Origin of the sequence: Shewanella sp. KJ2020 (assembly GCF_024197625.1) — a bacterium.
In the GTDB taxonomy this organism is placed as follows: Bacteria; Pseudomonadota; Gammaproteobacteria; order Enterobacterales; family Shewanellaceae; genus Shewanella.
Map to the genome: position 1 here is coordinate 18,140 of NZ_JAKUKD010000001.1, position 23,281 is coordinate 41,420.

At 45.1% G+C, this 23,281-nt stretch carries 25 protein-coding genes; 15 read left to right on the forward strand and 10 right to left on the reverse strand.

The window, feature by feature from the left end; all coding sequences use genetic code 11:
* The first annotated feature begins 99 nt into the window (after positions 1–99).
* A complete protein-coding gene (locus tag MJO46_RS00085; protein ID WP_253987602.1) occupies positions 100–1,032 on the forward strand; it encodes a pyridoxal-phosphate dependent enzyme in 933 nt (310 codons plus the stop codon).
* Positions 1,033–1,063: 31 nt separating this feature from the next.
* Here MJO46_RS00085 and MJO46_RS00090 read toward each other — a convergent pair whose 3' ends face one another.
* From MJO46_RS00090 to MJO46_RS00110, 5 genes are all read right to left on the reverse strand, one after another.
* Positions 1,064–1,324 carry a hypothetical protein gene (locus tag MJO46_RS00090; RefSeq protein ID WP_253987572.1) on the reverse strand — a complete coding sequence of 87 codons (261 nt, stop codon included), beginning with the start codon at positions 1,322–1,324 and terminating at the stop codon, positions 1,064–1,066.
* A gap of 267 nt (positions 1,325–1,591) precedes the next feature.
* Positions 1,592–1,765 (reverse strand): hypothetical protein, encoded by a 174-nt coding sequence (locus tag MJO46_RS00095; protein ID WP_006082106.1) that lies wholly within the window; start codon positions 1,763–1,765, stop codon positions 1,592–1,594.
* A gap of 540 nt (positions 1,766–2,305) precedes the next feature.
* Complete coding sequence (locus MJO46_RS00100; RefSeq protein WP_253987573.1) at positions 2,306–3,001, reverse strand: ChrR family anti-sigma-E factor; 696 nt, start codon at positions 2,999–3,001, stop codon at positions 2,306–2,308.
* Complete coding sequence (locus MJO46_RS00105) at positions 2,994–3,659, reverse strand: sigma-70 family RNA polymerase sigma factor (protein ID WP_253987574.1); 666 nt, start codon at positions 3,657–3,659, stop codon at positions 2,994–2,996. The genes MJO46_RS00100 and MJO46_RS00105 overlap by 8 nt, the downstream gene beginning before the upstream one ends.
* A gap of 101 nt (positions 3,660–3,760) precedes the next feature.
* Positions 3,761–4,312, reverse strand: coding sequence for an LON peptidase substrate-binding domain-containing protein (locus MJO46_RS00110; protein ID WP_253987575.1), 552 nt, complete (start codon positions 4,310–4,312; stop codon positions 3,761–3,763).
* 97 nt (positions 4,313–4,409) lie between these two features.
* Between MJO46_RS00110 and MJO46_RS00115 the strand changes: the two genes are divergently transcribed.
* A complete protein-coding gene (locus tag MJO46_RS00115) occupies positions 4,410–5,027 on the forward strand; it encodes a class I SAM-dependent methyltransferase (RefSeq protein WP_253987576.1) in 618 nt (205 codons plus the stop codon).
* A gap of 209 nt (positions 5,028–5,236) precedes the next feature.
* Complete coding sequence (locus MJO46_RS00120; RefSeq protein WP_253987577.1) at positions 5,237–6,181, forward strand: chemotaxis protein CheV; 945 nt, start codon at positions 5,237–5,239, stop codon at positions 6,179–6,181.
* A 42-nt stretch (positions 6,182–6,223) separates the two neighbouring features.
* On the opposite strand, the gene MJO46_RS00125 is transcribed toward MJO46_RS00120, so the two are convergent.
* Both MJO46_RS00125 and MJO46_RS00130 read right to left on the reverse strand, forming a co-directional pair.
* On the reverse strand, positions 6,224–6,865 hold the full coding sequence (locus tag MJO46_RS00125) for a hypothetical protein (RefSeq protein ID WP_253987578.1): 642 nt from the start codon (positions 6,863–6,865) through the stop codon (positions 6,224–6,226).
* A 51-nt stretch (positions 6,866–6,916) separates the two neighbouring features.
* Positions 6,917–7,276, reverse strand: a complete 360-nt coding sequence (locus MJO46_RS00130; RefSeq protein ID WP_007648782.1) for a DUF2750 domain-containing protein — start codon at positions 7,274–7,276, stop codon at positions 6,917–6,919.
* A gap of 250 nt (positions 7,277–7,526) precedes the next feature.
* Here MJO46_RS00130 and MJO46_RS00135 point away from each other — a divergent pair, with 250 nt between their 5' ends.
* Both MJO46_RS00135 and MJO46_RS00140 read left to right on the forward strand, forming a co-directional pair.
* A complete protein-coding gene (locus MJO46_RS00135) occupies positions 7,527–8,825 on the forward strand; it encodes a lytic murein transglycosylase (RefSeq protein ID WP_253987579.1) in 1,299 nt (432 codons plus the stop codon).
* 102 nt (positions 8,826–8,927) lie between these two features.
* Positions 8,928–9,416: a peptidylprolyl isomerase gene (locus MJO46_RS00140; RefSeq protein ID WP_253987580.1), complete on the forward strand. Its 489-nt coding sequence runs from the start codon at positions 8,928–8,930 to the stop codon at positions 9,414–9,416.
* Positions 9,417–9,531: 115 nt separating this feature from the next.
* Here the strand turns inward: MJO46_RS00140 and MJO46_RS00145 are convergent, their stop codons facing one another.
* Positions 9,532–11,508, reverse strand: coding sequence for a M1 family metallopeptidase (locus tag MJO46_RS00145; protein ID WP_253987581.1), 1,977 nt, complete (start codon positions 11,506–11,508; stop codon positions 9,532–9,534).
* A 191-nt stretch (positions 11,509–11,699) separates the two neighbouring features.
* Here MJO46_RS00145 and MJO46_RS00150 point away from each other — a divergent pair, with 191 nt between their 5' ends.
* The 4 genes from MJO46_RS00150 to MJO46_RS00165 all read left to right on the forward strand — a co-directional run bounded on the left by MJO46_RS00150 (position 11,700) and on the right by MJO46_RS00165 (position 17,769).
* Positions 11,700–11,927 (forward strand): DUF3389 family protein, encoded by a 228-nt coding sequence (locus tag MJO46_RS00150; protein ID WP_253987603.1) that lies wholly within the window; start codon positions 11,700–11,702, stop codon positions 11,925–11,927.
* Between the two features lie 61 nt (positions 11,928–11,988).
* On the forward strand, positions 11,989–12,660 hold the full coding sequence (locus MJO46_RS00155; protein ID WP_253987582.1) for an alpha/beta hydrolase: 672 nt from the start codon (positions 11,989–11,991) through the stop codon (positions 12,658–12,660).
* 362 nt (positions 12,661–13,022) lie between these two features.
* Entirely contained in the window at positions 13,023–14,744 is a 1,722-nt protein-coding gene (gene ushA / locus MJO46_RS00160) for a bifunctional UDP-sugar hydrolase/5'-nucleotidase UshA (protein ID WP_253987583.1), read from the forward strand.
* 352 nt (positions 14,745–15,096) lie between these two features.
* Positions 15,097–17,769, forward strand: a complete 2,673-nt coding sequence (locus MJO46_RS00165; RefSeq protein ID WP_253987584.1) for a TonB-dependent receptor — start codon at positions 15,097–15,099, stop codon at positions 17,767–17,769.
* Positions 17,770–17,866: 97 nt separating this feature from the next.
* On the opposite strand, the gene MJO46_RS00170 is transcribed toward MJO46_RS00165, so the two are convergent.
* Positions 17,867–18,226, reverse strand: coding sequence for a TraR/DksA C4-type zinc finger protein (locus MJO46_RS00170; protein WP_253987585.1), 360 nt, complete (start codon positions 18,224–18,226; stop codon positions 17,867–17,869).
* 141 nt (positions 18,227–18,367) lie between these two features.
* Complete coding sequence (locus MJO46_RS00175) at positions 18,368–19,315, reverse strand: tRNA-dihydrouridine synthase (RefSeq protein ID WP_253987586.1); 948 nt, start codon at positions 19,313–19,315, stop codon at positions 18,368–18,370.
* 280 nt (positions 19,316–19,595) lie between these two features.
* Here MJO46_RS00175 and MJO46_RS00180 point away from each other — a divergent pair, with 280 nt between their 5' ends.
* The 6 genes from MJO46_RS00180 (at position 19,596) to apt (ending at position 23,256) form a co-directional block, all read left to right on the forward strand.
* Positions 19,596–20,030 (forward strand): hypothetical protein, encoded by a 435-nt coding sequence (locus MJO46_RS00180; protein ID WP_253987587.1) that lies wholly within the window; start codon positions 19,596–19,598, stop codon positions 20,028–20,030.
* Positions 20,031–20,168: 138 nt separating this feature from the next.
* Positions 20,169–21,011 carry a DUF692 domain-containing protein gene (locus MJO46_RS00185; protein ID WP_253987588.1) on the forward strand — a complete coding sequence of 281 codons (843 nt, stop codon included), beginning with the start codon at positions 20,169–20,171 and terminating at the stop codon, positions 21,009–21,011.
* Positions 21,011–21,757, forward strand: coding sequence for a DUF2063 domain-containing protein (locus MJO46_RS00190; RefSeq protein ID WP_253987589.1), 747 nt, complete (start codon positions 21,011–21,013; stop codon positions 21,755–21,757). Before MJO46_RS00185 ends, MJO46_RS00190 begins: the two co-directional genes overlap by 1 nt.
* A 148-nt stretch (positions 21,758–21,905) precedes the next feature.
* Positions 21,906–22,028, forward strand: a complete 123-nt coding sequence (locus MJO46_RS19860; RefSeq protein WP_269820000.1) for a hypothetical protein — start codon at positions 21,906–21,908, stop codon at positions 22,026–22,028.
* A gap of 80 nt (positions 22,029–22,108) precedes the next feature.
* A complete protein-coding gene (locus tag MJO46_RS00195) occupies positions 22,109–22,474 on the forward strand; it encodes a YbaN family protein (RefSeq protein ID WP_253987604.1) in 366 nt (121 codons plus the stop codon).
* Positions 22,475–22,704: 230 nt separating this feature from the next.
* Positions 22,705–23,256 (forward strand): adenine phosphoribosyltransferase, encoded by a 552-nt coding sequence (gene apt / locus MJO46_RS00200; protein ID WP_198783146.1) that lies wholly within the window; start codon positions 22,705–22,707, stop codon positions 23,254–23,256.
* Positions 23,257–23,281 lie beyond the last annotated feature (25 nt).

The following is a 23,281-nucleotide window of genomic DNA, read 5'->3' on the forward strand; positions in this document are numbered from 1 at the left end:
TCGTGAAATTGCTAACTTCTTAAGGGCATGTTTTATAAAGGGACGTTACACTAGCCCATACCTTTGATAGACCAAGGCGTTTATTGTTTGAGTGCACCTATGTTTGCTAATACCCCCGTCGAAAAGATGTTTTTTGCTGGCCGTGACATTTTTCTAAAACGTGATGATTTATTACATCCGGCCTTTAGTGGTAATAAGGCTCGTAAGTTTGCCTATTTTTTAGCACATGAATTTCCTGGCATTAAAAAAGTGATTGGTCATGGCTCACCACAGGCTAACTCCCTTTACTCGCTCTCGGCCCTTGCCAACATCAAAGGTTGGCAGTGTGATTTTTATGTCGATCATATCGCTAGTCATATCCTTAACAACCCTTCGGGAAATTATGCTGCAGCTGTGGCGAATGGTACTAATATCATCGATTTGAGTCGGTTAGGGGGGAGATCTAACCCGGATACGGCTATTCGGTGCCAAGAATATATCGAACAGCAGGTATTACCCTATGAACCCGCAGCACTTTTTATCCCCGAAGGCGGACGCTGCCGTTACGCCGAATATGGCGTGAACATACTCGCAAACGAGATAGTCGAGTGGTCAAAAATGCATAATATCTCGGATTTAAAGGTGTTTTTACCCTCGGGAACGGGGACTACCGCGCTGTTTTTAAATCAGTATTTTATTCGGCAACAGACGGATATTCGTGTGGTTACCTGTGCAGTTGTTGGCGGGGATGCCTATCTGAGGCAACAGTTTTCGATGCTGAATCCAGATTTAAGTGAACACCCGCAGATAGTGAATGTGGGCAAGAAATACCACTTTGGTAAACTTTATGCTGAGTTTTATGCCATGTGGCAGCGGGTCTGCGCCTCAGGGATACAGTTTGAGCTGCTCTACGATCCCTTAGGGTTTATTGTGCTTGAGGATTATTTACAAGGCTGTGGCTCTAGTCCTGTGATGTATATCCACCAAGGTGGGTTGCTCGGTAATGACACTATGCTGCCGCGTTACCGGCGTAAATTTGCGAGTGATATTTAAGAAGGCTGCGCAATAAAACGCGCATATATTTTTAGGGTACTAGGCGATTGCGTTTCAGGATCTTATAGGTTCGAAGGCTCATTTTTTCGAGATTTTTTAAGTCCAATAAACTCGGATCGGATTCGCTATACTGCCAGTAGCTTATTTCTGCATCGAGCATTTCAAGCATTTTTTTTGAGCAACCTAAACATTCTCCCTGGCACATTTGCGCTTCATCCAAATGAAATGGAATACGCTGTTTAATTACGCTAATCATGTTTTGCATAGCGACTTTTGTATTGGGTTTTGGCATGACTCAGTGTTGAATGGGGCTTTGGGAGGGAATATTAGTGGATGCGAAAATGAAAAAAGGTGATCTAAATCTAATATACACATTTGGTTCGGCAGATATCTGTGTGAGTAAGATATAGCCAGAACCAAATGAGTTGCGTCAAAGAGACGTAGTGGGATAGCAAGGCGTGACATTTAGCTATCGGCTGCTTAAGTTATCGGTACGGCGAGGAAAATGGAAACCGAATTAACCTAATTTAAGCAAGCGGTATTACAGTATTAATTTGACTTATTTGTTTGCTGACAATAACCATTTCATAAAGCTAATGGCTTCTGTGCGCTTCGAAAAAGTCTGTCTGTTTTTACCTTGTCTATCGGTAAAAGCAATAGAGGTTTTGTTTACTGAGATTGAATCAACAGGGAAGTTCACTGTGATTTCATGTCCGTTAATTTTGTATGACATAAGCCACACTCCTTTTATTTAATTCACCCTTAGGTGAGAGAGTTATAACAATAAAATATCCTTAGCAACAGTGCGAAAGATGGTTCTAATAGTGTCGAGGTTACCCCATCTCTTAACGGTTGAGCAAGAGATGACTTATCGATAATTAATGTATCTCATCGATTATGTCAATGGATTCACTCAATTAAACCAGTTGAACATAGCTTAATGACAAGACTATGACAGCAATAAATTTAATAAGTTCATTAGACAAAATCAGATGCTGTTAGCACTAATTGATTGAGTTTACGGGGTTTTGCTTGTAGTAGGCTTTCTTCGTGAGGACCAAGATTTGATACATATCGATCAAACTGGATTAAAAAGGTAACAACAAGGTGGATCTCAAAACGAAGCGCAGTATATCAGCAAAAGTCACTTAAGCAAGTTTATTTTTTACCCAGAGAGATTATAAATTGCGACATATTAAACTTATGTGAACAATTTTAACCCATTTGTCGGGTAAACATAAAAAATAAGGCTGTTAGCGCTTCAGTTTTAGCGTTAATAAATCAGTTCACCTATAGGGTTAAGTAGCTTACTCAGGCCCTTAGTGAAATGCAGGGGAGCATCTAATACTGTGTAACATAAGCAACCTGTTTTTGTTTTTGGGGCATGGTGGGTTTGATGGTCTAATAAAATAAAATCCCCAGGGACATATTCACCGTTAATATCGGTAAATTCACCCGCAAGTAGTAGGGTTAGCTCATATCCTTTATGGGTATGTTGAGGTATTTCCCCAAGTGCATCTATGTGTAATAAACTGGCACGGGTGTTTAATTCGTCCACATCGAAGCGCATGCGGCTGACTTTGCCAAGTTGTTGCCATGGACGGGTTAAATGCTGGCGAAATACCGCTGGAATATTGTAGGTTGCCGTTTTTATTGACAGCGATATAGGTGAATAGCTAAGCGTAATATTTGCCTCTGGCTGACTAAAAATATGTGCCAACATGGCTTGTAGCTCATCAGGAAGCGGATCCGCCACTAAGGTCATGTCGGTCTGGGATGCTGTTATTACCTCCTCATTGCTTTGTGCGCTCAACACCTGCTGAGCCTGCTGTTCGGTCAATGTTGCGACAATAGCGGCGCATTTATCACACAGACTACAGTGGGCCGATATCGCAATGGCCATCGAGAGTGGGAGTTCACCCTTTGCATGGGCAAGCAGTAGCGCTTCCTGTGGATGATGTTTAATCATTATGTGTCTCCAAAAAGCTTTTTAGCTTTTCTAACCCCAGTCGTAGGCGGGATTTGATCGTGCCAATGGGGACATTTAAAGTGTCTGCTAACTCTTGCTGGGTGAGTTCTTGCATATAAATGCCCTGCACCACTTGGCGCTGAGTGAGGGGAAGGGCATCCATATGTTCGAGTAGTTTTGCTGTAAGTTTATGATCAGGCTGTGTCTCTTGGCTTACCGTATCGCAAAGTGGCCATATATCATCACCAAAAACATCTTCTTTGTTGTGTTGGACTCGCCTCAACATATCAAAGCACTGGTTACGCATTATGGTAAAAATCCAAGTGGTAACCGAACCTTTGTCTGCATTGTAAAGATGGGCTTTTGTCCATACGCTGGTCATGGTTTCTTGTACTAGATCCATTGCCAGGCCCTGTTGATTTAGGCGCTGTAAGCCGAAGGCTCGGATCTTAGGCATAAAATGAGTGAACAAATCGCCAAAGGCGGCTTTGTCTCTTTGATTGGCAACTTTTAACATCGCTGCGGTCAATCGATCTATTTCTACCTGCTGCTCAGTTAAATCTTGAGCATGAGTTTCATTATCCATAGCCGTGTTTATCAGGGATGAGATAGGTCTATGATACCGATTTTGCTCAGGTAGTGATTGAATATTTTCCATTATTTTGCCCTTATCCCCTAAACAGATGTCGGTAGTGGACCATTTTCCCCCTTCAGTGTTGAGTAATACGTCAGTGGCAAGATAAAAGATCACTGGATTATTTATTTTATTACGGCTCGGAGTAAGTTCCGCGCCATAGTGTGATCTTGGCTATTGATACAAGTGTATTTTTCCGCGGCCTGTACGGGTAATATTTCTAACCAGCGTTGGCAAACCCAGGCGATATCTTCAAATTGTGCCGCTTGGTAATGCTGTAAATGTTGAGGATATTCCTTAAGAATATTTTGTAGCATTTGGCTAAGGTAGCGTTCGTCCGTGGCGATGGGGACCGCTGGCCAATTATCGATGAGGGTGATATCTCCGCGTTTTAATCCATCGCTTTCAATCTCGATATGATTAAGTTTAAAGCGTTGACTACCTTGAATGCTGATCCCTAGGGTGCCATCGGCTAAGGTTTCAAAATCGATGATATGCACTAAAGTACCAATAGGTTGAATGGTTTTTCCATCGTCTGCCGTCATACATAGGCCAAAGCCTTGTTCGGTTTTTAACGACTCTGCCACTAAGCGTTTATAGCGAGGTTCAAAGATCCGCAGTTGGGTGTATCCCTCGGGTAATAAACAGATAGGCAATGGGAAAAGAGGTAATTTCATAGTGGCCTCGGGTGAACTAATGTCTATATCATTACGTAACATAGCGGAAATTTGATCAGTTATTCATATAAGAGTTTACTCACACTAAGGGGATGATATGAAGCTAAATCCATTTGAGAAGCAGATAGTCCGACATCCACTGCGATTTTGGCTACAGAATCATATCGAAGCCCCATTGTTAACGTCCATGATGCCTAAACCTATGGCGTGTTTTGAGCAGGCGCTCGAGATCGGTTGTGGTTTTGGTAACGGTATTCATCTGATCCGTGAGCATTTTGGCGCTGGACACGTTACTGCCGTGGATATTGATCCCGAAATGGTCGCTGCGGCAAAGGGGCGCTGGCAACGCTCACCCCATGGATTAAAGGATCTCGATTTTGCCATTGCGGATGCGACTCGGCTCCCCTTTGCCGATGCCCAGTTTGATATAGTGTTTAACTTTGCTGTTTTCCACCATATTCCCGATTGGCAAATAGCCATCGAAGAGGTCGCACGAGTGTTGAAACCCGACGGTTTTTTTGTGGTGGAGGACTTGTACCGCGCGGCTATCTGTAATCCGCTCAGTCGCAGATTATTTGAGCATCCACAACAAAACCGTTTTAATCACCGGGAATTTTTGGCGGTATTACGCCAAGCGGGATTTTTGATCGTCTGTGAGCGAAATGCGTTTAATCTTGCGGGTATGGTGCTTGCTCAAAAAACACTGCGTTTATGAGGTTATGTTTATCTGTGACTCCGCAGGGGAAATCCGCGCTTTGGGTGGCTCAAATCAATCATAATGGTTCCTCTATTGTGCGAGAGTGATTGTAATTTTTAGATAAAAGCGGGCCTTGGCATAGTTCTCATCCTTAGTTTACCGCTATAATTTAACTTAATCCTTAGCATGCGAGGAAAGGTTTTCCTCCAGAGTAGAGAAGCAGCATTATGGCAAACGTACTTGCAACCGTAGATCAACGAACCAAACTTGTCGGTGAGAACCGCCTTGAGTTGTTGCTTTTTCGGATTAACTCTACACAGCTATTTGCTATTAATGTCTTTAAAGTCAAAGAAGTGGTCAAGCTGCCGCCACTCAATGCTATGCCGGGCAGCCATCCGCATATTTTTGGCGTGGCAAATATTCGTGGCATGTCCATCCCTGTGATTGATTTACGTTCGGCGATAGGCTTTAGTCCCATCCCCCCTGGGGATGATGCAAATATGATCATCACCGAATATAACCGCAGCGTGCAGGGCTTTTTAGTGGGTAAGGTTGAGCACATTATCAACATGACGTGGAGCGACATTATGCCGCCGCCGAAAACGGCTGGGCGGAATAATTATCTGACGGCAATTACTCGCATCGAGCACCAAGGTCAGTCGCAATTAGTGTCGATTATTGACGTAGAGAAAGTGCTGGCGGAGATTATCCACTATGATGTACGCCTTTCCGAAGGGGTGCTGGATGAAAACCTAGTCCATGAAATGCCTGGACGAAAAATATTGATTGTCGATGACTCCTCCACCGCAAGGCGACAAGTGAGGGAGACTCTCGGCCAGTTAGGGATTGAAATTATTGAGGCTTCCGATGGCCTACAGGCCCTAAATTTGCTGCAAAAGTGGCGTGATGAGGGCAAGCAAGTTTCAAAAGAATTGTTAATGATGATAACCGACGCTGAAATGCCAGAAATGGACGGTTATAAACTGACCTATGAAGTGCGTAACGATAAAGCCATGGCGGATTTATTTATTACTCTCAATACCTCCCTCAGTGGCAGTTTTAATCATGCCATGGTTGAGAAAGTCGGTTGTGATCGTTTTATCTCTAAATTCCAACCCGATTTGCTGGTGGAGGTCGTGCAGGAAAGATTAAGGCAAGTCATTAATAACTAAGCTATGTCGTTAATAACGAGGTTGAGGGCTTAATGGGGCAGTTTAGCCTGCTAATTCGGCTTTGATATCGGCTAATACTTGCTGTTTCATTTCCTTGGCGGCGGCAATATGGATGCGAGCAAGCCTTAGGGCATAGCTAAATCGCCCCCGGCCGAGGAGTCTAACCAATTCGGCAAAAAAGCGTGGGTCAAGGGTAAATTGGGTGCTGTAATAGTGGATGGCTGCGTGTAGCGAAGTATAAATAACCCCATCAAATTCAAAGCCAGCGCCATGCCCTTGATCATCAATAGCGACGCCTTCGAGTACAATCGGCCAACCGGGCGCATTTATCCTGTCGCGGGCAATTTGATACATCATCCAAGCACTTTTCTTAAATCCCTCAAAGACTTTACAGGAGAATTCCGACTCGGCTAGTTCTTCTTCAGTCCAGTTAATCCCTATGGCCAAGTGTTTGGCATAAATGCGCATCAAGGCATCCTTTACCGCCATGCGGCAATCCCAAATGGAGGTCAGCCTATGTTGTTTAGCCAGAGTTAAACATTCGCCACAGGCGGGCACGGCGAGGGAAGGGTGGGGAGTATGTACTTGACTGTGATATTCAAAATAGCGATCACAGGGCTCACCACAGAACCAGCAGGTATGGCGTTTATCGAAGGGGGTATCAATGGGCGTGATAGCTGACATCAAGGTTTGAGTGCCCCAGACCTTGATGCCACATCACTTAAGCTAAAGGGCTTAAACTTCTTCAACATCAACTAAATCTTTGGCTAAAACGATAGGATCTAGCTCTAAACATTCTTCATCGGTTTGCCAATCAACACCGATTAATACACCGTCATCATTCAGATCAGAAACCCAATACTCTAAGAACTCTTCGAGTGAAATAGAAACGGCTTGGTAATCATGCCATTCTTCACTGCAGTGGGACTTTGCCGCCGCTTCGCTTGACCATAATGGCATCACATCTGTGTCTTCAAACTCACTGGAGTCACAAACGACCCAGCCTTCGCCAGTTTCATCCATTAGACCCCAAAGCGTCTGATGTTGTTTTACATTTTCGATAAAGCCAGCCAAAGCCGCATTGATTTCAGTCATGATAGGTCTCTTTGAAGTGTGCTGTTAACATCCCCATTATACGGTAACATCGACATAGGCCAAGGGATTCTTTGTTAAGATTTTTCTTGTGTTGGTTAACTGAGCAAGTAAGTCAGTTTATCCCAGTATTTGTCGTCATAAGGATTGTGTTAACTGGCGCTATGGGTCAGGATTGCTATTGTTTTAACGCGTATTGCTATCGCCTCAACGCGTATTTTTACCTTGGGAATCAAATATTGGAGTGATAGGTTTGATTAGAATTAAAGGAATTACCTACCTTGTCGCTAGCCTTGCTGCCAGTGTGAGTTTAAGTGCTTGTTCAACTGCCCCGACATCGAGCCCAAGCAGCAATACCGCCGTTGCCGATGTCAAGTCCCAGTCCCAGAGCAGTGAGCTAGATATTAATGCCACAATTCAAGCAAATGCCGATGCGTTTGCGGGTTGCATCACTACTTTACAGGCGCGGGCGCGCAGTGAAGGCCTATCGGACGATACGATTAATTCTACCGTCGCCAACCTGCAATTTGTGCCTAAGGTCATTGAGCTTGATCAGCAGCAGCCAGAATTTAGCCAAACTTTTGCCAATTATTTTAATAAACGCGCCACCGATTGGCGGGTTAACGAAGGCCGGCGTTTACTGCAAAAACATCGAGTATTACTGGATAAACTCGCTCAGGAATACGGCGTACCGCCCCAGTATATTTTGTCGTTTTGGGGATTAGAGACTAATTACGGCTCTTACAAGGGCAAAATGTCGGTACTCGACTCCCTTGCAACCTTGGCCTGTGAGCCGCGCCGCAGCAGTTATTTCACCACGGAATTGATGCAAGCACTTAAATTAAAAGAAAAATATAATTTTGATAAAGGCACTATGGTGGGGTCTTGGGCGGGGGCTATGGGGCATACGCAATTTATGCCATCGGCCTATGCTAAGTACGCCATTGATGGTGATGGCGATGGCAAAGCCGATCTTTGGAATAGTACCGCCGATGCCTTAACGTCGGCGGCAAATTTTTTACAGCACTTAGGTTGGCAACGCAATCAGCGCTGGGGTCGTGAAGTGTTGCTACCAGCGCATTTTAGTTACGATCATTTAGGGGCTAAGCAGGCATTACCACTCTCAGCTTGGGCGACACAGGCGGTTGTCCAGACGAATGGCCAGCCGTTACCCGCAGTGGATATCAATGCCGCGCTGTATTTGCCCGCAGGTCATACTGGACCTGCGTTTTTAGGCTATGAAAACTTTAATGTGATTATGCGTTGGAATCGCTCTGAATTTTACGCGATTACCGTGGGACATTTAGCCGATCGCATTAATGGCGGGGAGCCACTCAAGGTAAGCCCTTCGGAGCAGCCGCGTTTAAGCCGCGAGCAGGTTAAGCTATTGCAGGCCAAACTGAACGAGGCGGGTTTTGATGTGGGTAAGCCTGACGGTGTTTTAGGGCGCAATTCTGCCGCGGGGATCCAAGCCTTCCAGCGTAGCCAAAATATGGTTGCCGATGGTTTTCCAAGCCCTGAGGTCTTTACCGCCCTAGGTATCACGCTTTAAGCGGGGCATTAAACTGCTGGTGGGATAAAAAAGTGGAGTGAATAGGTCAGTTTTGTTAAGCTCGGCCGACATTTGAAATCGAAGTAAATCAAAGGATATTCGATGAGCATTAAAGACGATATGGTTGTGCAGTTTAATTACACGCTGCGCGACGAAAAAGGCGAAGTGATCGAGACCAATGAAGGCCGTGAACCTATCGCTTATTTACATGGCCATGACAACATGATGCCAGGTGTTGAAAACGCCATTGACGGTAAAGCGATTGGTGAAAAATTCACTGTGACTTTGCCTGCGGCCGAGACCTATGGTGAGCGCGTAGCCGATGCCGATGCCCATCAACGTGTGTCAGTAAAGCACTTATTAGGTGCGACTGTGTGGAAACCGGGTATGACGGCTGTGGTGAATACTGACCAAGGTCAGCGTCAAGTGACTATCGTTAAAGTGGGTAAATTTATGGCGACTGTGGATGTCAATCATCCTCTGGCTGGCCGTGATTTAACCTTCGATATCGAAATCGTTGGTGCCCGCGAGGCATCCGCTGAAGAAATTGCCCATGGTCACGCCCATGGTGCTGGTGGTCATCACCACTAATCTTAGGCTTCGGGCTCGACTCTTATCTGAACTATTAGTCCAGTATACGTAGAATGAATCGAGGCTGCAGATTGAATAGCAAAAGCCCAAACCTAGGTTTGGGCTTTTTGTTTCGTTAACGGCTATGTTGATGCTCGATTGGCTTGTCGGCAAACATCATATCTAGGCTTGCTTGGGTTTGTGGATGGTAGCCATCGCGGACACTGAGATACACGCCTTTAGCCCAGTTGTAATGTTCTGTGCTGGCGAGTTTTTGGTATAAGGGCACAATAAGCCGGCGGCGACCAATATCGGTAAGATACTGTTTTAAATCGGGGAGTACTTGATAATAGCCATTATCTAGTGCGAGTGAATACCAGGCAAAGGCGATCTCGTTATTACTCGTTCCCGTAAAATGGAATGCGCTATCTAGCTCCATCAGTTGGGCTTGGCTTAAATTGAGCCGAGGCATTTCATTAATAAAGCGCAGCCATTGATGCACAGTCCAAGTTTGAGTGCTTAAGGCCGTTGCCGCCACTTTCTCCTCCAGCCAAGCTTGTCTCTGGTTGTCGATATCATCAAAGGCGTGGGAATTCGGGGGCACTAAGAATGCGGGTAAACCTTGGCCTTCAATCCAAGTATCCACTTCTGCTTCGCTGACCACATTCGGGTATTTCTGGAGTAAATTTTGTGTGAGGTATTCACGGAACTGCGCCGTGGTAATACTTTGAAAGGCAAAATGATTGAAGTAGTTTTTGACGAAGATATCGAAGTGTTCACGGCCAAATTTGTGTTCGAGGAAACGCAAAAATAGTTGCCCTTTTACATAGGGGACACCGCTAAAGGCATCGTCAGGATCCCGTTCGCCAAGTGCAATATGCAGCACTGAATCCTCGGGGGCGAGAGCCTCAAGTTCGGCAAGTAATTCTGAGTAGCCAATGGTTTGCTCCATCAGCGCACGGTCACGGCCGTAGAGATCTTCCATAATGCGGTTTTCGACATAGGTCGTAAACCCCTCATTGAGCCACAGATCGCGCCAAGTAGCGTTAGTCACTAAATTGCCGGACCACGAGTGGGCAAGTTCGTGGGCTATCAGACTCACTAGGCTTTTATCACCGGCGATCACCGTTGGCGTAATAAAGGAAAGCCGTGGGTTTTCCATCCCGCCGTAGGGAAAACTTGGCGGCAAGATCAGCAAGTCATATCGTCCCCAGCGATAATCACCGTAGCGTTTAGCTGCGATGTTGATCATTTGAGGTGTGTCGGCAAATTCCTTGCTCGCTTTATCGAGGATCTCTGGCTCAGCCCAAATGCCAGAAATATTATCTAAGGGCGCAAACTGTAAATGTCCGGCCGCAATGGCGATCAAATAGGCGGGAATGGCCTGTGGCATAGTGAACTGGGTCTGAGTGGGTGAAAGTGAGGTGCGATCGGCGCTCATCACCACGGTAATGGCCTTGTCGGCGGTGATCGTCGCACTGTAGGTTTGGCGCACCGCTGGCGTATCTTGCAGTGGGATCCAGCTGCGGGCATGGATAGCCTGACTCTGGCTGAACATAAATGGCAACTGTTTACCTTGGGTTTGGGCTGGTGTTAGCCATTGAATACCCGAAGGATTTTTGGACGTATGATAATTAATTTTAACCTTTTGGGTATCTTTATCGGCAAGCGCTATAGTCAGCGCCGCGCCTTTAACTTCATCCTGTTTAGCCAGATTGAAAGACACCTGTTGCCATTGACCTTGGGCATTTAATGCACTGACATGGTTAATGGTGAGATCGCGCGTGTCTAATATGAGGGTTTGACCCGCACTATGCCAATCTAAGCTGAGGATCACATCCCCGGACAGTTTATTGGCTTCAAAATCCAGGCGCAGGGCGAGATCCACATGGCTAATACTCACTTCACCGTAGTTGGCATAGGTCAGCGTATCCCTATTTTGTTGTCTATCGGCGGGATTGGGTGCTGGCACTAAGCTGTCTGTACTGAGTGCGTGAGTATTTGCTGTGCCAGTCTTTTGTGTGTCTGTATGCGCCGCAGCATAGCGGTAAGGAGAGCAGAGTAGTGTTAACAGTAATGCACTGCTTAGGATAGAACGATAACGGGGATACATAATTAAAACCTAATTAAATGATTATTTTTGTTCGGGTTAGGGCAATAGTGTGTCCATGCTTGGGTTTATCTTCACCCCGCAGGCTAAGGGCGAAAGTGTACCTGAAGTTTTGTTATCCTTGTCAAATTTTGCCATCGGTTAAATGCAGCAAGTTTGTTATCATGGCGCGTTTTTCACAGATGGTGTCCAATATGGTCATAGATTTCTCGCAGGGTAAGTTAATTGTCACTGAGTATGAAGTGCAGGTAAGGCTCAATGTCGCCAGCATTGTGCTGCTGGCGGGCGCGGAAGATATCGCTTTAAGGCGGGAACCACCCCTGTTGATCGCCAATGGGGGCGCCGTGCGCTGGAGTGTAAAATTGGATAACGAAACGCAGCTCCAATCAGTGCAAGAGATTTTAGGGATTGATTGCGAGTAGCTTTCATCGACCTTTTTAGCCGCCGTGGATTTTTATTGGATTAGATTAGGAATAGTTAAGCATGTCTAACACACTTGAATGTATTGTCGTTGAACCTAAAACGCCCGCAACGGCCGCAGTGATCTGGTTACATGGTCTCGGGGATTCGGGCGCCGGATTCGCACCTGTAGTGCCTGCGCTAGGTTTACCGAGCGATCACAGCATTCGATTTATTTTTCCCCATGCTCCAGAGCAGGCCGTGACCATCAATGGCGGCTACGTGATGCGCGCTTGGTACGATATTAAAAGCATGGATCTTCACGACAGGGCTGATATGCAGGGCGTTATCGCATCGGAAGCCAGTGTCAAAGCGCTTATTAATGCACAAATCGCCGCCGGTATTCCAAGTGAGCGTATTGTATTAGCGGGATTTAGCCAAGGCGGGGTGATGAGCCTGTTCTCGGGGCTACGTTTTGAGCAAACATTAGCCGGTATTATGGCGCTATCCTGTTATTTACCTACGGGAGATGTCCTGCCAGCCCAATTAAGCCCTGCGAATGCGCAAACGCCAATATTACAACAACACGGTATACAAGATGATGTAGTGCCATTATCCGCCGGCCTATTAGCGAAAGAAGCGTTAATGGCGGGAGGATATAAAGTGCAATGGCAAACTTACCCAATGCCACATTCCGTGATCCCTGCGCAGCTAAAAGCGATTAGTCAGTGGTTATTACAGCGTTTTGAAATGTAGCTAAGTCTAATTGCTGATAAAAACGGCATGCGGTAAATAAAATATCACCCATGCCTGTTTTTTATGGTGAACAATCATATTCTCTCCAAGTTAAATCTAAATTGTTTATATTGAATGATTTAGCCCTCTTTTTTTTATCATCAGTTAGCGATATTTCAATATTTAAAAATCGGTCTTTTAGCTTATTTTTTATTTGAAACAAAAGTGTCTTAAACAACCCTAAAATTCCACATTAAAATCACGTTTATTAATAAAATTGACACAATTTAGCTTTATTCTTTGATATTATGCATGGCGCGAACTTGATGGAGTTCGCGCCAATTTATCTATGATAAAATAATTAAAATCAAGGGGTTGATGTAATGACAAATAAGCTTATTAAAGGACTAGTCGCCACTGCTGTTCTCGCAGCTCTCGCTGGTTGTAATAGTGATGATGACAACACTAAAGTGCCAACAAGTTGTGCCGAAGCGGGCAGTGCTTGTAAAACCTTTACCGTATTACACACTAATGATAACCATGGTCGTTTCTGGGAAAACAGCGATGGTGAATATGGTTTAGCCGCTCAGAAAACTTTGGTTGATCAAATTCGTGCAGAAGTGAGCAAGAATGGTGGTCAAACTTTATTACTATCTGGCGGTGATATTAATACTGGTGTGCCAGAATCAGATTTACAGGATGCAATTCCTGATTTTACGGGTATGAACAAAATTGGTTATGACGCTATGGCGGTCGGTAACCATGAATTTGATAACCCATTATCTGTCGTAGATATGCAGCGTCGTCTTGCTGAATTCCCTATGCTGGCAGCAAACATTTATCGTAAAAATGCTGATGGTACTCAAGGCGAGCGTTATTTTGACGCCTATAAAATTTTTGATATTAACGGCCTAAAAGTGGCTGTTATTGGTTTAACCACGGAAGATACCGCTAAGATTGGTAACCCAGAATTTATTAGCGATTTAATCTTTACCGATCCTAAGACCGAAGTCGCCAAAGTCATCAAAGAAATTAAAGACGCAAAATCTGCCGATATTATTTTCGCAACCACACATATGGGTCACTACGCCGATGGTCAGAACGGTAGCAACGCCCCTGGCGATGTAGCTATGGTGCGTGCTTTAAACAAAGGTGATTTGCAAGTTGTGATTGGTGGTCACTCGCAAAACCCAGTGTGTATGGAACCTGGCAGCGATAACAAAGCCTATGCCTCTTTCAAACCGGGCGATGATTGTGCACCGGATCAGCAAAATGGCACTTGGATTATGCAAGCCCATGAATGGGGCAAATATGTGGGCCGCGCAGATTTTGAATACTTCAATGGTGAACTTCATTTAGCCAGCTATAAGCTTGTGCCTGTTAACATGCGCAAACTCGATGAGGCAGGTAAGAAAACGGCTGATTTAGCCGGTGCGAAGATCGAGCCTGATGCTGAGTTAAAAGAGCTGCTGTCTTACTATCAAGAGAAAGGCCAAGCTAAGTTAGACGAAGTGATCGCCACTACTGATGCATTGCTCGATGGTGAGCGTGCAAACGTGCGTAATAAGCAAACTAACCTAGGCCGTATGTTAGCCATGGCGCAAAGCGGTAAAGTGTCCGCCGATTTTGGCGTGATGAACTCAGGTGGTGTGCGTGCATCGATTCAACCTGGCAACATTAGTTACCGTGATGTCCTGACTGTGCAGCCATTTGGTAATATGGTTACCCTAAACGAAATGACCGGCACTGAAGTTGCGGCATACTTAGGGGCAGTGGGCAGTCTCCAAATTGGCTCTGGTGGTTATGCACAAATCACAGGTGTGAAAATGACCATTGACTGTGTGGCTAAGACCGCCAATATCAGTGAGATCAACGGTAAAGACTTTAGCCCAACAGGAAACTACAAGTTTACCGTTCCTAGCTTTAATGCTGCGGGCGGCGACGGTTATCCAAAACTGGCAAGCCCAATCCAAACTGGTTATGTAGACGCTGACTTGTTGTACTCTTTCTTAAAAGAGAAGCAAGCGATTGTTGCGGCTGACTATAACCCTGTTGGTGATATAGTTTACGAAAACTCTGCTAGTGTTGAAGGTTGTAAGCTCTAACGCTGAGTTTATATTGCCTAGGTAGGCCTCAATGCCACTCATTCGAGTGGCATTTTTATTTTTCTGTTGTCAAATTCCCACTATTTTTTATCCTAAAGATACATATCGAATCAATTGTTTGTTTTTGTGGTCGTTAATTTTTAATTTAAAATGTTAATAACAAATAAATTATATTGTATCGACTTCTGCAGTTATCTATGTATCAAATTGTTTTAATTGTGTTGTTTGTTGATTTTAGTTGTTGACTAAAAATTGCTGAATTAACACTATCTCTACAGCAAGAGGATACTTGCTATATCAATTATAAAAATAACAACAATAGGTTTTTAATATAAACCTCAAGGAGAGATAGATGCGTTATTTAACCCTTACAGCAAAAGCTGTTCGCACTAGTTTAATGACGGTTGCAACAACGGCTGTGGTCTTTTCTGGCTCAGGCTTTGCCGCAGAAGGAAATACAGCTGAAGAAAGTGCTAAAGTCGAGCGTATTGAAGTAACAGGTTCGCGTATTAAACAAGTCGATATGGAAACCGTTTCACCCGTTACTGTGATTAATGCCGCCGATATTGCCATGACAGGTGAAAAAACCGTTGCGGATGTTTTGAATAATTCTGCGATAAACAGTTTTGGTTCTTGGCGTGGTATTTCTGGATATGGCTCGGGGGCGAGTTCCACAAGTAATGTGAATTTGCGTGGTTTAGGTTCATCGGCCACCTTAGTGTTACTCGATGGTCGCCGTATGCCTGGCACCAGTTCAAGCTCAGGCTCAGTAGCAGATACCTCTTCAATCCCTATGGCCATTGTTGAGCGTATTGAGATCCTGCGGGATGGCGCATCGGCGGTATATGGCTCCGATGCGGTTGCGGGGGTGATAAACATTATTACCAAGAAAGAATTTGAGGGTTTACAATTAGATTACAGCACTGAGCAGCCAAGTGTTGAAGGTGGCGATGCCAACCGTTTATCGATTGCCACTGGCTATAATACCGATAAAGGCAATATCACGTTAACCTATGAGTATTACGATACGAAAGCTGTGATGGACCGTGATGTTTGGAATATGGATGATCCTAGCTATTCGGCTTATAGTGGTTTTAGTTCGGTGCCAAATGGTAAATATGGAACGGGCAACGGTAGTTGGTATAGTAATTCAGATATTTGTGAGCAAACCGAAAACACGGTAGACAGCACAGATGGCAATAATAATGGGCGTTGTTTATATAACCATGGCAATGTGACTAAATTATTTGGCGATCAAACGCGTAATTCTGTGCTATCTAATTTCTCCTATGAAATATCAGATGATATTAAGTTTCGCGGTCGTGCATCTGCGTCACTTGCTGAAACTGAAACTCGTTATGCGGGTACACCAGTATCAACTAATTATCCTGTTATGAGTGCCGATAATAAATTTAATCCAGTCGGTGAAGATTTAACGCTCTCTATGCGAGGCGCACAACTCGGTGAGCGTGATACGTTAACTGAAACCAATAACTTTGATATTTTAGCGGGCTTTGTTGGCACCATTGATTATGGCAATGGTATCGACTGGGAATTAAATGCCCAGCATGCAACATCAACAACGAATAGCTTTAATTATAATTTACTCAACGACGATATTATTCAGCAGGAAATTGATTCTGAGAAATATGATATTTTCAATACTTCAGGTATGAGTTACGAGCAGTGGAACCAACAGATGACGGATCTGTATCGTAAAGCTGCCCACACTGGGGTGTATCAAGGTAAATTTGAAAGCACTCAAATTGATGGATTAGCTTCGACACTGCTTGTTGATCATGGCGATGTCTCTGTTGCTATGGTCGGTGGTCTTGAATATGAGATGATCAAATTCAAGCAAACTAGCGATCCAGAATCAGCGGCGGGGATTATTTCTGGTGGTTCGGGTGGTGATGATGTCGATGCCACGCGTGACCGTAGTGCCGCGTATCTCGAGTTTCAAGTGGGTTTACCTGCCAATGTTGAGTTTTCTGCCGCGGTTCGTTATGAGCGTTATGAACAGGAAGGTTCTCTGACAGGGCCCCAAGGCGAAGTGGTTAATTCATCGACCTTCGATGCCGTGGTGCCTAAGTTCGGCTTAAGCTGGCGCCCAGTGGATAGTTTGTTACTGCGTGCCAGTTACGGTGATTCGTTCCGCGCGCCGAATATGAGTGAAATGTTCTCGTCTCAATCCTTGAGTTTTGAGAAGGCGGTGGATTCCCTATGGTGTAATGAACCCGGCAATGTGGATGCCATATATTGCGCTACCAATAACCAGCATAAAACCTGGTACGGTGGCAACCCGAACTTAGAGGCTGAAGAGGGCAACTCGTTAACCTTAGGCGGCGTGTGGAACGTTACTGACGCTTGGAACCTAGAGTTATCATACTATTCAATCACCTACGACAATAAAATTGAGTCGATTGATGTCGATGATATTCTGCGCGATGAAATCAAGAATGGGTCGTCTCCCTATGTGACCCGCGGGGCAGATGGCAAAATTGAGTATATCGAGGCGGGAGTTCGCAACTTAGCGACCGTAGAAACCTCGGGAATCGATTTTGTGACTGCCTATAACTTAGAGACAGGCCTTGGCGACTTCAATTTTAAATTGGACTTGACCCATGTGCTCGACTTTAAGAAGCAAGATAATGCCGAAGCAGAAATGATCGATTATGCGGGGCTGACGGATTCACCGGATTGGCGCGGTAATTTCGCGACCAGTTGGAAATATGATGACTTCTCAGCGGCATGGACAGTTGTCTATATCGGTAGTCAATCAGCGGGCTATTACAATGAGTTAGAAGAAACCGATCGTTATATCGATTACTCAAACTACTTTAAACATAACATTCAGTTTGCCTATAACCATGCCTACAACGGCACTATCACGGTAGGGGTGAATAATGTGTTTGATGCTGAAGCGCCCAACTATTATACCTATGCGGATTATCGTGATGTAAACGTGGGTTTATATGATGTGCTAGGTCGTACTTACTACCTGAGAATAAACCAGAAGTTTTAAGTTGTCCCCTCCCTGGATAACTCAAACCTCCGCTTGCGGAGGTTTTTTTGCTTTTGTGGATAAAAAGCATAGCACGAATGGTTGAAACCGGACTCACTCAATGGGTGAGGCGTAGTTCATGGCGGTGTTCATGTAAGTAGTGCTCGGCGCATGCACTGCAGCGTTGTTCGGTCGGATCTTGGTGTAAACGCCCAGATTCAATTTCAGCCTCACAGTCTGAGCAGAGACCGTAGAGTCCTAAGTCAAGTTGGCAGAAGGCGGCATCGAGTTTATTTAAACGGCAAAAGAGTGGGTGTTCAGCCAAAGGTGTTAGGGCTAATTTATCGATCAACTCACCCAAACTTAGGTTGGCAAAATGTGCCCCTAGCACTTCGATAAACTCGGGGTGCGTGCCGATTTCTTTCCTTAGATTCGCTTCAAGCTCTGACAATACTTGTCTGATATGGATGGTGCTCACGTAAAATCGCCTGTTTTATCTGACTCTAGGCGTTTAGTCTAATAGTTCCACTATCAACGACTATGATAAAGATCAAGTATCAGCGCGATTTTTCGTGTTGTTGAGCCGTTTAAAACAAAAAAGTAATTCATTTACATTGGATTATTGCTGCAGCATCTCCTGGGTCTTTTCTAACACTCGCACTATTTCTTCGGTCGTTTTATAGATCCGCAATTCCCGAAACAGGGTATCAGCTTCGGGATATTGACGATTGAGATAGCTAAACCATTGTTTAATTCGGGCGGGATAATAGTCGCTCTTACGGCCGCTTAGCTCCCTTTGGGTATAACTTAGCATTAACCCTAAGGTTTGCGCCCAAGTGTAAGGCGTTGCACCGGTTTTGATTGTATCGGCTAAATTAGGCAGTGAAATCGCGCCGCGGCCTATCATGATACTGTCGCAGCCCGTGACTTCTATGCAGCGTTTGGCATCGTCACTGTTCCAAATTTCCCCGTTAGCGATCACTGGGATAGGTAGGCGTTTTCTCACCTCGGTAATGTATTCCCAATAGGCTGGCGGTTTATAACCATCGACTTTGCTGCGGGCATGGATAGCCAATTCCGTTGCACCGGCCTCATAAACGGCGAGGGCATTTTCCATAAACAGCGACTTATCCTCATAGCCTAAACGGATCTTTGCTGTAACAGGTTGCTCGCTAGGGACGGCTTGGCGCATGGCGCGGACAATATCGTGAATACTATCGGGGTATTGTAATAAAACGGCGCCCCCTTTACTGCGGTTAACCATTTTGGCAGGGCAGCCAAAATTGGCATCGACGCCGTGGGAGCCGAGTTCAATCGCACGAAGGGCATTATCACCCATGCATTGGGGCTCTTGCCCAAGCAACTGCACCCGCACTGGAGTGCCAGAAGGTGTCTTGCCACCATTGAGCAGTTCTGGGCAGAGTTTGAGAAAGACTTTTTCAGGCAGCAGTTGGTCAACCACTCGAACAAATTCAGTGACCAGCAAATCGTAGGGATTGATAGTCGATAGGATGTCACGCATCAGATCGTCTACTACGCCTTCCATTGGAGCCAAAATCACACGCACAGCCGTTAACCCGCATCAGTTCTTAAAGGGCGTGCATTCTACTCTATTGCCCCAGAGTTACAAAGCGCTGGCGTTAAGCACGTTGACGTTAATCAGTTCCGATAGTGTTAAACCCCAATAAGGCCAATAAACGGTTTGCCCTAACAGGATATTTTGATTATTTCTGTGATTTAGTGATATTTTTTGAAATGGAATTGAAGCTGAGCTGGTCTTTTGCAGTAAGCCAGCGACTCAAACAGTGGTTGGCCATTATTCATCAATAAATAGGAAGGGACCGGATATGAATTCAGTTAAAAAAACAGCGGTAGCAGTTGCACTCGGCACTGTAGTTGTGAGCTCAGCTTTTGCCGTCAATGCACAAACCAACCCGTTTGGATTTGAAGCCATGGATGCGGGTTATCAAATTGTGGGTTCTGAAGGTAAATGTGGTGAGGCGAAATGCGGCGCCGAGATGAAGAAAGCGGCAGCTGAGAAAGCCAAAGAAGGCAAATGTGGCGAAGCAAAATGCGGCGCCGATATGAAAAAAGCCGCCGATAAGGCCCATGAAGGTAAATGTGGCGAAGGCAAATGCGGCGCCGATATGAAAAAAGCTGCCGATAAAGCCCATGAAGGTAAATGTGGTGAAGCTAAATGCGGCGCCGATATGAAAAAAACGGCCGATAAAGTAGAAGCTAAAACCGAAGCCGTTAAAAAAGAAATCAAAGAAGTAAAATAAGCGCTCAAGTAGCGCCTATTGATTTTGCGCTTGAGCGATATGGCCAGCCTATGCTGGCCTTTGTTTAGCGGTTTCCCCTTAAGGATGTCTCTAAGTGAAATTCTCTAACCAAAGCTATCTAAGTGAAGGGTGGTGCAGATGCAATATCAAGGATTAGTTGGGCTAGGTTTACGGCGAGAAATGCTCGAGGAGTTTTGCCAGCATGTCCCTAGTGAGATCCATTTTTTCGAAGTCGCCCCTGAAAACTGGATGACCCTCGGCGGTAAATATGGTCGGCAATTTCGCCAACTAACGGAGCAGCATGAGTTTTATTGCCATGGTTTGAGTTTATCTATAGGTAGCCCTGCGCCTTTAGATGTCGACTTTGTGCGCCGTATTAAAGCCTTTATGGATTTACATCAAATTCAAATTTATTCCGAACACTTAAGTTACTGCTCTGGTCAAGGTCATATGTACGATTTGATGCCGATCCCTTTTACCGATGCGGCGGTCAAGCATGTGGCCTCGCGGGTTAAACAAGTGGAGGATATTTTAGAACGGCCGCTGATTCTCGAAAATGTCTCCTTTTATGCCGCGCCGAGTGCACAAATGACAGAGCGGGAATTTGTCACCGCAGTGCTCGAAGAGGCTGACTGTAAGTTGCTGTTAGATGTGAATAATATTTACGTTAATTCGATAAACCACAGCTACGATGCCAGTGCCTTTTTAAGCGCCATGCCAAGTGATCGTATTGCTTATTTGCATATTGCAGGACATTACCAACAGGCCGAAGATCTGCTTATCGACACCCATGGTGCAGACATCAATGACCCTGTATGGGCGCTGCTTAAAGCCTGTTACGCCCAGCATGGCGTATTACCCACCTTACTCGAACGGGACTTTAATTTGCCAAGTACGGCCCAGTTGCTCGGGGAAATAACCCAAATCCATGATCACCAAAGGCAGGCGCTTAAGCCCATGTCACCTCGGAGGATGGCTTAATGGATTTTAAACATGTACAACAATCCTTTATCGACTATATCCGTGATCCCGAAAAGCCATTGCCCGCAGGCGTGCCCCTTGAGCGGATGCAGGTTTACCGTGAACTGTTTTTCAATAATGTGATGGGTTTTGTCTCCAATGGTTTTCCCGTGCTTAAGAGTTTGTACTCAGAGGCTGATTGGCAGGCATTAGTACAGGCCTTTTTTAGTCAGCATGATTGCCAATCGCCAATTTTTATTGATATTGCAGGGGAGTTTTTACATTTCCTGCAGCAGGAATACCAACCCAAGGATAACGATCCGCCGTTTATGCTAGAACTGGCCCACTATGAATGGCTCGAATTGGTGGTGGCCGTTGCCCAGCAAAAGGGCGATGAGCAGGTGATTCAGGCCGAGCAAATCCCCCATGTTCCCCTGTGTTTAGCGGCGACGGCGAGGGTGGCGCAGTATCATTTTCCCGTACAGCATATACGTCAAGATTATCGCCCTGAGCAGGCGCTCGAAACGCCCGTATTCTTTTGTCTCTATCAAGACAATGATGGGGAAGTGTGTTTTCTGCAATTAACGCCCCTAAGTGCCCAAGTCTTGGCCTATATGGTTGAGCGAGGGAAGGTGATGTTTAGTGACATACTCACATGGTTAACAAACACTTATCCGCAGATGGCGCAGGAGATACTGGCGAAGGGATCTTTAGATCTACTCGAGCAATTAGCCATAAAAGGGATAGTGCGTGGTCTTCGTCAATAAGGTGTATAAATCATCAAAATAAATGCAATAACCCTACATAAAAAGGGTTTTTGTTGATTTGACAAACCGCTACAATGTCGCCCGTTTTGTGATCTTTATCACCATTAGATCCCGCGCACTTATACTTGCACATACTTGAGGAGCTGTAATGAGTAGTCAGCCATTTAAAGACCCATTTAACTTTATGTATTTTATTGGTTTTATTTTAGTCTTATTGTTGCCGACACTGCCAGCAAGCCTGACTTGGTTAAAACATCTAGGTTTAATTTAAGCGGGTTTTAAGCTCGAGTTGATATACAATTGCCACTCTTTGAGTGGTTTTTGTTTTTTAGAGAAGGGCATTATCAGCTTATGGTATTGAAGCGCGGATTCTTTTTAGTCGTGGGATTAACGGCTTTAGTCCTTGGACTACTCGGTATTGTGCTCCCCCTATTACCGACAGTGCCATTTATCTTGTTGGCCGCCTTTTGTTTTGCTCGCTCGAGTGAACGTCTACACAACTGGTTGATGGCACATCCATGGTTTGCCGATGCATTAACCCAATGGCAACAGCAGGGAGCAATACGCAAGGGATTGAAGCGAAAAGCCATGATGCTAAGCGCCCTCAGTTTTAGCCTCAGTATTGTGCTGGTACCACTCCTGTGGGTAAAGGGACTATTATTCACTATGGCTTTGTTTTTACTATGGTATCTTAGCCGTATTCCTGAAATTGAATAATAGCCTGTGTTTTGCCCTTTTGTGATGGGTTTTACCTTGTGTGAATAGGGTTTGATCTAAGGCACAAATTGATAACCAATTCATCACTTGAGCACAGTGCCTGTTGCAACTCAAACCAAAGCGGCATAAGCTTTGTGCGACTTTTCAACGCTCGTCCACACTCGATGTGGACGTTTTGTTTTTACCGTCAGTATTGGCGAACAGATTAAGTAACTTATTAAGTAAATATGATGGCTATGAATACAGAAACCTTATCCTTGATAAAGCAAAGCATTAAAACGATTCCGAATTATCCTAAGGAAGGGATCCTATTTCGTGATGTCACCAGTTTGCTTGAGAATGCCGCAGCCTATAAGGCGACTATCGATCTGCTCGTGGAACAATACCGTGGTAAAGGCTTTACCAAAATTGTTGGGACCGAAGCCCGCGGTTTCTTATTTGGCGCGCCATTAGCACTAGAGTTAGGCATTGGTTTTGTGCCAGTACGTAAACCTGGCAAATTGCCCCGTGCGACCATTAGCCAAAGCTATGAGCTTGAATATGGCCACGATAGCCTAGAAATCCACATTGATGCCATTGTTGCCAATGATAAAGTATTAGTCGTTGACGATTTACTGGCAACGGGCGGCACCATTGAAGCGACGGTTAAACTTATCCGTCAACTGGGCGGCGAAGTGAAGGATGCGGCCTTTGTGATCTCTCTACCTGACTTAGGTGGTGAGGCGCGTTTAACTGCATTAGGGCTTGAGTTGGTTAAACTTTGTGAGTTTGAAGGCGAATAATTCTTCAGCCAAAGGCGCCTTGGGA